The organism is uncultured Bacteroides sp., from assembly GCF_910585845.1.
In the GTDB taxonomy this organism is placed as follows: Bacteria; Bacteroidota; Bacteroidia; order Bacteroidales; family Bacteroidaceae; genus Bacteroides.
The window spans coordinates 1-12197 of the sequence record NZ_CAJUHF010000002.1; the positions used below are offsets into that span (position 1 = coordinate 1).

Sequence of the window (12197 nt, forward strand, 5' to 3'; positions counted from 1 at the left end):
ATCCATAGATAAAGGCGTTTTGCATATTGGGTTGCCCCAAAAGTGACGAAGAACCGAAAAAATAATCTGAGGCACGCGGCTTTGTCATTTTTGGTAAAATACAGCCTGTTTGGGTCGACTGGTCAAGGGATTACTGCTATAGGTCATGCTGAATCTGCGGACCCAGCGTAACTTCATTAATAAACGTTTTACTTCACTCGAAGCAAACATAGTGACTGATTCTTTCCAAATCCTCCGCTGTAAACTCTTCGTGGAGGGAGAAAGGCTTGAGGCTTGTCAGCCGTCCCTTCTTCTTGCGGTATTCAGCGAATGCTTTGGCTTGGTAGAAACTGATGTAAGGGTGGGAACGCAGCTTTTCCATGCTGGCGTTATTCAGGTTGATGTGGCGGATATAGGTCGTGTCGATGCTGAACCAGTCGTTCAACTGCCGATAGTCAAGGTGGATTTCTTCCAGCTGTTCTATGCGGTAGAAGCCGCCTAAGCGCGACCTGTAGTTCACGATCAGGCGGGCTATACTGCTCCCGATGCCGGGGATGTGCTTCAGTTCGGTGGTATCGGCAAGGTTCAGGGAGACGATGGTACCGGACGGATACTTCCTGCTTTCGGCAGGTGAGGCGGATGTAGCGGATAAAGCGGAAGATGTAGTCGGGACATCTGTGATAGTCCGGATTGCTGAGGTGGCGGAGGATGTATACAATTGTCGCATGCCGCGTACCGTATCTTTCGGTGCGATGCGGACGAAGGGGGCGAGGGTGGCGTATTGCTCCTCCGTCATGCCGTATATCTTCCTGATGTCTTCCACTTTCCGGAACCGTCCGCCTTTGGAACGGTAGCTCAGGAGGTTTGCCGTCGTCCGTGCAGACAGACCCAATTGGCGAAGGGTGATGGAATCTGCTGTGTTCGGATTGAAGGGGGACAAGGTTAAAGGGATGGTTTCTTCATCCCGTCTGTCAGAAAAGTATGGATTATCGGGGAATTCCCTTGCGGTGTACTGCCTTCTTATATACTGCCTCTTCTGTGTATGCTCTTGGACCTTGATGGAAGCCATGAACGTCTGATAATTGCAAGAGGTGGTGTCGGGCTCCAGCGCTTCCGTTGAACCGGCGTATCCCTGTAGTCTCCACGTAGATAGAAGACTTCCGGCGAGAAAGACGATACCAATCGCAACCATGAGGAGCAGGATACTCTTTTTTTCTCGCTGGGAGAAGTAGAAGAATTCTTTGAATGGATTATGCATCTTTTATAACTTTTCTATAATTCTTCTATAATTTTCCTATTAACTTTTCTATCACTCTTCTACAGCTCCCCTATAGCTTCAGGAAACCAAGCTCTTTGATGAAAATGAGGGCTATGGCTATAGGAGCTATAAATTTCAATATGAATATCAGCAGTTTGTAGAACGGCATCTTCAGCGTACCCTTGTTGCTGACTTCTTCCCTGACTATCTTTTTGTCCAGATACCATCCGGTGAAGAGGGCAATGAACAAGCCGCCCAACGGTAACATAATCTTTGCCGTGACAAAATCGAACAAATCAAACAACGTCAGCCCGAATAGTGTGTACTCCTTGCCTACGCCCAACGACAGCGAACAGAGTATGCCCAAAAATATGCATCCGCCCGTCACCAAACTTGCCGCGCGTTTGCGGCTCAGCTGAAATTCTTCGTGCAGATATGCCGTCACGACCTCGTGCAAGGAGATGGTGGAAGTGAGTGCGGCAACCGCCAGAAGCACATAGAACAGGACGGAAGAGACGTAGGCCAGCAACGGTACGCCACTGAAGGCTTGCTGGAAGACGTTAGGTAGCGTGATGAAGATGAGGCTCGGTCCCGCATCGGGCTGGATACCCACCGAGAATGCTGCCGGGAAGATGATAAGCCCTGCCAGTATCGCCACGAACGTATCGATGAGGCTGACACTGAAAGCCGTCTTCGTCAGGTTGGTGTCTGGCTTGAAGTAGGAGGCATACGTGCAGAGACATCCCATGCCTAGGCTCAGTGAGAAAAATGCTTGTCCCATAGCGCCCAGGAATACGCTGGCATTCACTTTTTCCCATTCCGGTTTCAACAGGAACTCTACTCCGGTACCTGCTCCCGGCAACGACAAGGAGCACACCGCCAGTATGAGCAGTAAGATGAACAGCATCGGCATCATGATCTTTGCCGATTTCTCGATACCTTTTTCCACGCCTCTTGCAATGATGAAGTGGGTAGAGAGCAGGAACAAGACCAACCATACGAGCGGTCGCCAGGGGTTGGTGGAGAAAGTGGTGAACGAACTGATGTAATCGGCAGCGGTTTTGCCGACGAAACTGCCGGAGGCAGCCTCTATGAGGAACTCCAATGTCCAGCCTGCCACTACCGAATAGTAGCCCAGAATGAGGAATCCCGCCAATACACCCATGCGTCCTACCCAACTCCAGTGCGTGCGTGGTGCCAGTTTCTGATAGGCGCCTGCCGTATTGGCCTGCGAGCGGCGACCGATGAGAAATTCAGACACCATGATCGGGATGCCCAGCACAAGCACGCAGGCTAAGTAGATAAGGATGAACGCTGCGCCTCCGTGATTGCCGGTTTCGTAGGGGAACCGCCAAATGTTTCCCAAACCGACTGCGGAACCTGCCGAAGCAAGTATGACGCCTATTTTGCTTCCAAAGTTGGCTCTGTTGTTATTTGTCATAAAAAAGGTTCTGTTGTTATATGTTGCTATTTGTCATATGTTGTCATTTGTCATAAAAAGATAGATAAATCTTTCATTCCGTTATTATTCCTTATTAAAATGCGCAAATATAGAAAATGTTCTGTACTTTTGTGCACATATTGTTCTTTATTTTGGAGTATGCTATATTATATTAAGAAATATCCGACATCGTTGCTGATCATATTGACGGTGATTTATCTGTCGTTTTTCAAGCCGCCTTCGACGGGCTTGGAACGTATTCCCCATATAGATAAGGTGGTGCATATCTGCATGTACATGGGCATGTCGGGCATGTTGTGGCTGGAATTTCTGTGGGCGCACCGCAGAGAAGCCTCCCCCTTGTGGCATGCATGGGTAGGGGCGTTTGTGTGTCCCGTGTTGTTCAGTGGGGTGGTGGAACTGCTTCAGGAGTATTGCACTTCCTACCGTGGAGGCGATTGGCTGGACTTTGCCGCCAATACTACGGGAGCGCTCTTGGCGTCCGCGGTCGGTTACTTCCTGCTGCGACCGCGGATCATAAAGCGAAGTAAAGAGGACGGCTTATAAATAGCCGATAATGCTTTCCAGTTTCGTGTAGTGTGACCCTTTGATGAGGATCGTCTTTCCGCAGGGTTTGTGCTGCTTCAGTTCTTCAATCAGCTCCTTCACGGTCGGGAAGGTCGGATAGTCGTGACGCGCTGCGGCAAACTTCTCTCCCACGAGTACTACATCGCTGAACCTGCTCTCCTTCAGATAGTCGGCAATCTTCTGGTGTTCTTCGGCACTCTCCTTGCCCAGTTCACCCATTTCGCCGAGAATCAGCATCTTGTTCGCGGCCTGCATGTTGCGGAAGTTGCTGAGCGAAGCCCGCATGCTTGTGGGGTTGGCATTGTAGGCATCGATAATCAGCGTGTTGTCGGCAGTCTCTTTCAGTTGCGAACGGCTGTTCTGGGGGACATAGGCAGACAAGGCGGCATCCACCTTGTCAGGCTCCACGCCGAAGAAGCTGCCCACGGCGGCTGCGGCAAGCGCATTCGGCAGGTTGTACTCGCCGATGAGGTGCGTCCGTACTTCGCGGTACTTATCCGCTCCGTCCGTTTTCCATTCGAAGGTGAGGTAAGGGGAATTGCCCGTGGCGTGTCCGCTGACGTACAACCCCTCTTCGCTACCGTAGGAGACCAGTTCCAGTCCTCCGGCTATCCCTTTCAGGTGGGCATTGTCGTTATGGATGAAGACGGTGGCGTTGTTCCGTGAGCGCAGGTAGTCGTACAGCTCTCCTTTGGTCTTGACGACACCTTCGAAAGAGCCGAAACCCTCCAGATGCGCTTTCCCTACGTTGGTGATGATTCCGTAGTCCGGTTCGACGATGTCCACCAGTTCTTTGATATCGCCCGGATGGCTGGCACCCATCTCGATGATGCCCAGTTCGTGTTCCGGCTTCAGGCGTAGCAGGGTGAGGGGCACTCCGATGTGGTTGTTCAGGTTTCCCTGCGTATAGAGGATGGAGTAGGACTGCGAGAGTACGGCAGCCATCAGCTCCTTGGTCGTGGTCTTGCCGTTGGTGCCGGTGATGCCGATGAGGCGGGTACCCAGTTGCCGGCGATGGTGGTTGGCAAGCTGCTGCAAGGCTTTCAGGCAATTGTCCACTACGATATAATGTGCGTCTCCGTCCGGAGCGTACTCCGGTTCGTCCACTACGGCATACCGGCTTCCGGCTTCGAGTGCTTTGGCGGCAAAGGCGTTGCCGTTGAAGTTATCACCTTTCAGTGCGACGAACAAAGAACCTTCGGGGCAGTTGCGGCTGTCGGTGGTCACGCAACAGCACTCCAGAAATATCCGGTAAAGGGAATTGATATCCATAGCTATTTATTTATATTCCGATTCTGTAAAAAAACAGTGCAAAGATAATGGAAATCGGAAACAGGCGTTCATGCTTGCGGGAAAAAGTTACGCAGAATTGCAACCGGTTTCTCCCGCCTGCCCGCGATTTCCGACGCATCAGTTCCATGTCAACTCCGTACCTGCTCCGTATCTTCTCTGTAGTTTCTCCGTTTGGAGGTACTTTGGTATGGAGCGGGTATGGAGCAGACATAGAGCTGATAGGACGCAAGCCGCTGCGAAGTGCCGTCCCGGCGAAAAGATTTTTTTATGTTTCATGCAACGAGATACTCTTTTTTGGTTACTTTTGCAGGGTATAAACGAAAAAGGACTAATCATGGAAGAAGTAGCCTCTAAATATATCAATGTCAACGGCTCTCTGCTCGACCTCTCCGTTCCCCGCGTCATGGGCATACTGAACGTGACCCCCGATTCTTTCTACGCCGGTTCGCGTATGCAGACCGAGGCGGAAATTGCTGCCCGCGTCCGGCAGATTGTGGATGAAGGAGCAGCCATCATCGATATCGGTGCCTACTCTTCGCGCCCCAATGCGGAGGACGTCTCTCCCCGTGAAGAGATGGACCGTCTGCGCATGGGGTTGGACATCCTTCGCAAGATCCACCCAGAGGCAATCGTCTCCGTCGACACCTTCCGGGCGGATGTGGCGCGGATGTGCGTGGAGGAGTACGGTGTGGCCATCATCAACGACATTGCGGCAGGAGAGATGGACGCGGAGATGTTTCGCACGGTGGCGGAACTGAACGTGCCCTATATCATGATGCACATGCAGGGTACGCCGCAAAATATGCAGCAGAACCCGCATTACGACAATCTGCTGAAGGAGGTGTTCATGTACTTCGCCCGTAAAGTCCGGCAGCTGCGCGACTTGGGTGTGAAAGATATCATCCTCGATCCCGGTTTCGGTTTCGGGAAGACGGTGGAGCACAATTACGAACTCCTGTCCCACTTGGAAGAATTCCGCTTGTTCGAGTTGCCCCTGCTTGCCGGTGTATCGCGCAAGTCGATGATATACCGTCTGTTGGGTACCACTCCGCAGGAGTCCCTGAATGGTACGACGGTTCTCGACACCATCTGCCTGCTGAAGGGTGCCGACATCCTCCGCGTGCACGACGTGCGCGAAGCCGTGGAGACCGTGAAGATTGTCGAAGCCATGCGCTCCGCTGCTTCCTGGAGCTATAAGTCATAAACTCAGGTTCCGCTTGCGGGAACTTAAATCATAAATTATAAACCATAAATCCTACAATCTTGTGTTTTTTGATATTGGAGTAAAAGATGTTCTTGATGTCCTGCTGGTTGCATTCCTGCTTTACTATACCTACAAGCTGATGAAAGCTTCCGGATCCATCAATGTGTTTACAGGAATCCTGGTATTCATATTGATCTGGTTGGTCGTATCCCAAGTGCTGGAGATGAAGCTGCTCGGCTCTATTTTCGACAAGTTGGTGAGCGTGGGAGTGGTGGCACTGATTATCCTGTTTCAGGACGAGATACGGCGTTTCCTGCTCACGTTGGGTTCGCACCAGCATGCCAGTGCGCTGATGCGTTTCTTTACCGGGAACAAGAAAGAGAATATGCAGCATGACGAAATCATGCCCGTGGTCATGGCGTGCATCAGCATGGGTAAGCAGAAGGTGGGCGCCTTGATTGTCATCGAACGCAACTTCCCTCTGGACGATGTCGTGCGTACGGGCGATGTGATCAATGCCAACATCAACCAGCGGCTGATAGAGAATATCTTCTTTAAAAACAGCCCTTTGCACGACGGGGCAATGGTCATCAGCAAGAGTCGTATCAAGGCTGCGGGTTGCATCCTGCCGGTGTCGCACAATCTGGACATCCCGAAGGAACTGGGGCTGCGCCATCGTGCGGCAATGGGCATCTCGCAAGAGTCCGATGCAATGGCAATCATCGTGTCCGAAGAGACCGGCTCCATCTCCGTAGCCCATAAGGGACAGTTCTACCTGCGGCTGAACGCCGAGAAACTGGAGAGCATGCTGACGAAAGATAATTGATAAACAGATAGATATATTAACTCAAGTTTCGCAAGCTCAACTTTCGTAGGGGAAAAGGGACGAGGGGGACGAGGAAACGAGGGGAAAAGGGGAAAAGGCTTGCTTGTCATCAAGCTAAGAGCTATAATCTGTACTCTACTCCATGTAAACTTGTCAACTGAAACCTTGCCAACTAAAGAGTTCCGATTACGAAACTTAAATTATTAACTGATAGAAAGAGTACTAAAATGAACAGGAGGGATTTTTTACGAACCAGCGGGCTGACGGTGTTAGGCGTGGTGGCTGGCGGTGCATTGGTGCGGGGGCCTTTAAGTAGGGAAGGCAAACAATCTGCTGTAGCTTCGGCGATGTCGCACTTCGGCGTGACGGAAGCGGACTTGAAGAAAGTGATGGCTGCCGCATTGGAAAAAGGCGGCGATTATGCTGACCTCTATTTTGAACACACCTTCAACAACAGTGTCAGCCTGATGGACGGCCAAGTGAATAATTGCAGCTCGAACATCGACTTCGGTATGGGTGTGCGCGTATTGGCAGGAGACCAGACCGGTTATGCCTACGTGGAAGGGGTGACTTTGGATGAAATGCTGCGTGCCGCACGTACCGCTGCGCGCATCGCTTCTTCGGGAAAGGCCGGCAAACCAATGTCTTTCAAGGAGAAAACGCCGGAGAGAGACTACTATGCTGTGGTGACTCCTTGGGAAGAGATAAGCCTGAAAACCAAAATACCTTATCTGCAAAAGCTGAACGACAAAGTGTTCTCTTTGGATCAGCGTGTGCGCAAAGTGCGGGCAAGCCTGAGCGACCAGACTTCGCATATCCTGTTCTGTAACTCCGAAGGCATCATTTACTACGATTATCGCCCGATGGTATCCTATATGGTCTCCTGCGTGATGGAGGAGAACGGACGCATGGAGAACAATTATGCCGCCCGCTCTTACCGCAAGGGTTTCGAGTTCCTCTCAGACGACATCATCGAGGTGCTGGCACGCGAAGTAGTGGATCACACGGCTATCATGTTCAAGGCCGTCAAGCCCAAGGGAGGTGAACTGCCGGTAGTGATGGCGGCGGGCGGCTCGGGCATCCTGCTGCACGAAGCCATAGGACATGCCTTCGAGGCTGACTTCAATCGCAAGAACACTTCCATCTTTGCCGACCAGCTGAACAAGAAGGTCTGCAACGAACGCATCAACGTGGTGGACGACGGCACAATCCCCTTCAACCGCGGCGCGGTCAACTTCGACGACGAAGGTGTGGAAGGACAGAAGACCTACATCGTGAAGGAAGGCGTACTGACCAGCTTCCTGCACGACCGCATCAGTGCCAAATACTACGGGGTAGCCCCCACCGGAAACGGACGGCGCGAATCCTTCCGTAGCATCCCCATTCCGCGCATGCGTGCCACCTACATGGAGGCGGGCAACGTGTCGGAAGCGGACATCATCTCTACCGTGAAGAACGGCATCTATGCCTACCAGTTCACCAACGGGCAGGTACAGATCGGTGCGGGCGACTTTACCTTCTTCGTGAAATTCGGTTATCTGATAGAAGATGGTAAACTGACGCGCCCCATCAAGGACATCAACATCATTGGCAATGGCCCGAAAGCATTGGCAGACATCACCATGGTGGCAAGCAACGAGCAGATAGACAACGGCACGTGGACCTGCGGCAAGGACGGACAATCTTGTCCCGTCACCTGCGGCATGCCGTCGGCCTTAGTAAGTAAACTAACAGTGGGAGGAGAAAACTGATGATAACAGAAGATAATAAGAAACTGGCTCAGTGGGCGATGGACTTCGCCCTGAAGAATGGCTGTCAGGCAGCCAAAGTAATCCTTTATGCCAACTCAAACACCTCTTTCGAACTGCGCGATGCCAAGATGGATCGCTTGCAGCAGGCTTCCGAGTGCGGTTTGGGACTCAATCTCTATGTAGACGGTCGCTATGGAAACTATTCCACCAACCGCCTGAACAAGGCGGAGCTGGAGAAATTCATCAAGAATGGCATTGAGTCTACCCGCTATCTGGCAACGGACGAGTTCCGAGTGCTGCCCGATCCGGAGCGTTACTACAAAGGCGGCAAGCCCGACCTGAAGCTTTTCGACGACCGGATCTCCGGTATCAGTCCCGACGACAAGGTAGCCATAGCCCGCGCCGCTGCCGAGGAGGCATTGGGCAAGGACAGCCGCATCATCTCTGTGGAGAGTTCCTACAGCGACGGTGAGAATGCTTCCTACCGCCTGATAAGCAACGGTTTCGAGGGAGAATCCAAGTCTACCTGGTATTCGGTAAGCACCAGTGTGGCAATCAAAGGAGAGGGCGAGGCGCGTCCGTCGGACTATTGGTACGGAAGTTCGCTCTTCTACGATGCACTGCCGAAGACGGGCATCGGTGCCAAGGCGTTGGAGCGTGTGCTGCGCAAGTTAGGGCAGAAGAAGGTGCAGTCCGGCAAATATACGATGGTTGTAGACCCGATGAACTCCGGCCGTATGCTCAATCCGGTGCTGAGTGCGCTCTACGGTTCTTCTTTGCAGCAGAAGAACTCTTTCCTGATAGACAAGCTGGAGCAGAAAGTCGTTTCCGACAAACTGACCCTGATAGACGATCCGCACGTCGTAGGTGCCACCGGTTCGCGTTATTTCGACGGTGAAGGTGTGGCGACAAAGCGTTGTCCGATTTTTGAGAACGGTGTGCTGAAGACTTACTTCTTCGATACCTACAATGCCAAGAAGATGGGTGTAGCGCCTACCATCAGCGGTCCGTCGCGTCTGGTACTGACGCCCGGCGATAAAGACCTGAACGGGCTGATAGCCGATGTCTCCAAGGGCATCCTTGTGACAGGTCTGAATGGTGGCAACAGCAACAGTAACACCGGTGACTTCTCCTACGGCATCGAAGGCTTCCTGATAGAGAACGGCAAGCTGACCCAGCCGGTCAATGAAATGAATGTTACCGGAAACTTCCTCACCTTGTGGAGCTCGCTCGCTGCCATTGGCAATGATGCACACAAGGACCGCAGCTGGCTGATTCCTTCGCTGGTATTCGAAGGGGTGGACTTCAGCGGACTTTGATCCGGAGGCTTTTATGAAATAAATATCCCGTCCTTTCGCGCCTGATGGTGAGGGGACGGGATTATTTTTTTCGGCGGAGGTTGGTCAAATGCCCTTCTCGTATAGTGTTACCGTAGAATATTATACCACCGTTTTTGTCAATGATGTATCTGAGGGTTGGGTCTGTCTCGTTCATGGGTTCGGCAAAGGCATAACCGCTCGCATTGAATGGAGTTACATCTTTATAATGGTTTGTAGTCTTGTTCCCATTTTTGTCTATAAAGTATAACCCCTTACCGTCATTGATTATCGCTCTTCCAAATACAAAGCTGTTTACGCTTTTGTACTGGGGGGAAATCACAATCTTGCCTTCTGCCGAACTGGTATCCACAAATCCCCATTTCCCGTTTTGGACTACTGCGACCAGATGGTCTGTTGCCTCTTTACCATATCCTCGGGTAGATTTATAATTATCAAAGATGAATGGGATTCTGATTTCTCCTATGCTGTTTATAAATCCGTATTTTCCTCCTCTTCGGGCGACCATTAACAACTCGTTTTTATTCTCTCTCCAACCTCGAAAATTTCAGAAATCCTTTCCCCTTTTTTGTTGATGACAAAGTATTGTTCGACAAGTTTGCCGTCAACCTCATCAGATATTCCCACAGAAGCGGTGCCATTGATGAATGGAGTGATATGGTCATAAATAAATGGGATGACAACCTCGCCTTTAGGGTTGATGTATCCGAATTTCTTTCCGTCTTCACTCACTGAGGCTAATCCTTCGGAAAAGGCGTGTGCTGCTTTGTATTTTGCAGCAATCACCCGTTTGCCGGATTTGTCAAAGTAGAGACAACGGATGCGCCTTTGCTGATTTCGAGTTTCGGACTGACGTTTTCGCCTACAGAGTTACAGCAGTCACTGATCGTGAGGCGTAGCCGGGGTTTTTTCTTGGCGATTTCCCTGTCCAGACCTTCTACTGAGATCATCTCTGATTGTCGGTTCGCACTGAGGCCCAGACACATCTGGGGATAATCCGATTTATCGTGCATAGAGCGTGTCCCGTGACCGGAATAATAGAAGAACACTACATCTTGTGGATTTATATTTATGCCGTCCAGTACCCGATGAAGGTTTTTCGGATTACAACGCCTTTCTTATGTTTAAATACTTTTATCATAATAAGAAGACACTTCTTCCTATTGCAAGCGGAATAACAATTCCAGTATTCGTTGCAAATATAAGTATTTCTTTAATATAAGTCCGTTTTTTCTCTGTTTTTTTACTGTCAAGGTAGGTTTCATGTTTTTATAGGGTAATTTTGTGTATGAGTCTTATCATGTATACTGAAACTGTACATTGGATAAAATTTTATTGCCTTGAAAACCAGAGTATTACTCTCGTTGTTCTGCGTAAGATTCTGTCGGGTATGCATAAATCATAGCTTATGCATACCCCTTTTTTAGTGTCAAAAGTGTCAGGTTTCACTATATGCCTAAAAAATTCCGCGCGCGATCATTAGGCTTTTTTATCCTGTATATTATTTATACTATGGCGAGGGGATGGTTTCTTTTTGAATAGGAATGGCAGTATTCTCTTATATCTTGCCGGATATGTCTTTGATGTCTACTATTGATTCCATGACCTCAAGTCGGATATATAGGAAAGAAGCCCTAAAATTCCGCGCTTCCATAAACCGCAACTTCGTAATTGTGGGCGTCAGCTTTGAGTGTTGTCCGACCCCTGAGCACTGCATATATTCATAGTAAAACAATGAATAAAAGTTTTATTTGTGTTCGTTTTATTACTATATTTACATAATATTTAAGTCCAAAGCGCTATGAGTTACAAATCAGTGAAAGACGTTGTAACTATGTTGTAGGAAAACGGTTTTGTTCTAAAGAGCCAGAAAGGTAGCCACATGAAATTTGAAAAAGATGGTAAAGTGGTTATTGTTCCGAATCATAATAGCAAAGGCGTTGAGAAAGGCACTTATTACAACACTTTGAGGCAGGCTAAAGTAGCCCCCTTGTTCTCTCAATTTATAGTCAACAGAATTGAATTGCGATTATAAAAAAGGAGGTAATATGAAAACAGTAGAAGTGATTGTAGAACATGCAGGAAAGAATTTGAGTGCTTATATCGAAGGCGCTCCAGTTATAACTGTAGGCAATGACATGAAAGAGATTGAGGACAACATGAAGGAAGCAATTGAGTTGTATCTGGAAGATAATCCGAATCCTTGTGAAATTTTGTCAGGAGAGTTTGAATTGAAATTTAAGATAGATGCTGCTACTTTTATCAACTATTATAGCAGCATCTTTACCAAGGCTGCTTTGAGCCGGATTACCGGAATTAACGAACGCCAGCTATGGCACCATGCTGCCGGAGTTCACAAACCTCGCAGGTAGCAGTTAGAGAAAATTCAGAGGGGCATTCAGTCTTTAACGAAGGAGTTAGCAGCTATAAATTTATTATGATATGATTTAAGTTTCGCAAGTAACGTATGAACGGGTTGTCTGTTTCTTGTACTTTCAGTCCGTTCATACGTTACTTGCG

Annotated in this window: 11 protein-coding genes and 2 pseudogenes; 7 read left to right on the forward strand and 6 right to left on the reverse strand. The window is 49.6% G+C overall.

Annotated features, from left to right (window positions below; genetic code table 11):
- Positions 1-193: 193 nt before the first annotated feature.
- Together QZ323_RS00800 and QZ323_RS00805 are read right to left on the reverse strand one after the other, a co-directional pair.
- Complete coding sequence (locus QZ323_RS00800; protein WP_294632011.1) at positions 194-1237, reverse strand: helix-hairpin-helix domain-containing protein; 1044 nt, start codon at positions 1235-1237, stop codon at positions 194-196.
- Positions 1238-1307: 70 nt separating this feature from the next.
- A complete protein-coding gene (locus tag QZ323_RS00805) occupies positions 1308-2678 on the reverse strand; it encodes a sodium-dependent transporter (RefSeq protein ID WP_294632013.1) in 1371 nt (456 codons plus the stop codon).
- Between the two features lie 159 nt (positions 2679-2837).
- Between QZ323_RS00805 and QZ323_RS00810 the strand changes: the two genes are divergently transcribed.
- On the forward strand, positions 2838-3245 hold the full coding sequence (locus QZ323_RS00810; protein WP_294632015.1) for a hypothetical protein: 408 nt from the start codon (positions 2838-2840) through the stop codon (positions 3243-3245).
- Here the strand turns inward: QZ323_RS00810 and murF are convergent.
- Complete coding sequence (gene murF, locus QZ323_RS00815; protein WP_294632017.1) at positions 3240-4538, reverse strand: UDP-N-acetylmuramoyl-tripeptide--D-alanyl-D-alanine ligase; 1299 nt, start codon at positions 4536-4538, stop codon at positions 3240-3242. The two genes, QZ323_RS00810 and murF, sit on opposite strands and share 6 nt — an antisense overlap.
- 355 nt (positions 4539-4893) lie before the next feature.
- On the opposite strand from murF, the gene folP reads away from it, so the two are divergent.
- The 4 genes from folP to QZ323_RS00835 all read left to right on the forward strand — a co-directional run bounded on the left by folP (position 4894) and on the right by QZ323_RS00835 (position 9659).
- The gene (folP, locus tag QZ323_RS00820; RefSeq protein WP_294632018.1) at positions 4894-5763 is read left to right on the forward strand and encodes a dihydropteroate synthase; all 870 of its coding nucleotides are present in this window, start codon (positions 4894-4896) and stop codon (positions 5761-5763) included.
- Positions 5764-5824: 61 nt separating this feature from the next.
- Entirely contained in the window at positions 5825-6589 is a 765-nt protein-coding gene (gene cdaA, locus QZ323_RS00825) for a diadenylate cyclase CdaA (RefSeq protein ID WP_294632019.1), read from the forward strand.
- 227 nt (positions 6590-6816) lie between these two features.
- Entirely contained in the window at positions 6817-8340 is a 1524-nt protein-coding gene (locus QZ323_RS00830; RefSeq protein ID WP_294632021.1) for a TldD/PmbA family protein, read from the forward strand.
- Entirely contained in the window at positions 8340-9659 is a 1320-nt protein-coding gene (locus QZ323_RS00835) for a TldD/PmbA family protein (RefSeq protein WP_294632023.1), read from the forward strand. The genes QZ323_RS00830 and QZ323_RS00835 overlap by 1 nt, the downstream gene beginning before the upstream one ends.
- A 61-nt stretch (positions 9660-9720) precedes the next feature.
- On the opposite strand, the gene QZ323_RS00840 is transcribed toward QZ323_RS00835, so the two are convergent.
- From QZ323_RS00840 to QZ323_RS00850, 3 genes are read right to left on the reverse strand one after another with little or no spacing between them, the layout of a single operon-like run.
- Positions 9721-10185: a WG repeat-containing protein gene (locus QZ323_RS00840; RefSeq protein ID WP_294632025.1), complete on the reverse strand. Its 465-nt coding sequence runs from the start codon at positions 10183-10185 to the stop codon at positions 9721-9723.
- A complete protein-coding gene (locus QZ323_RS00845; protein WP_294632027.1) occupies positions 10185-10463 on the reverse strand; it encodes a WG repeat-containing protein in 279 nt (92 codons plus the stop codon). The genes QZ323_RS00840 and QZ323_RS00845 overlap by 1 nt, the downstream gene beginning before the upstream one ends.
- Positions 10460-10759, reverse strand: a complete 300-nt coding sequence (locus QZ323_RS00850) for a caspase family protein (RefSeq protein ID WP_294632181.1) — start codon at positions 10757-10759, stop codon at positions 10460-10462. Before QZ323_RS00850 ends, QZ323_RS00845 begins: the two co-directional genes overlap by 4 nt.
- Positions 10760-11478: 719 nt before the next feature.
- Here QZ323_RS00850 and QZ323_RS00855 point away from each other — a divergent pair.
- Positions 11479-11712, forward strand: a pseudogene (locus tag QZ323_RS00855) (type II toxin-antitoxin system HicA family toxin).
- A gap of 13 nt (positions 11713-11725) precedes the next feature.
- A pseudogene (locus QZ323_RS00860) lies at positions 11726-12118 on the forward strand (antitoxin HicB).
- Positions 12119-12197 lie beyond the last annotated feature (79 nt).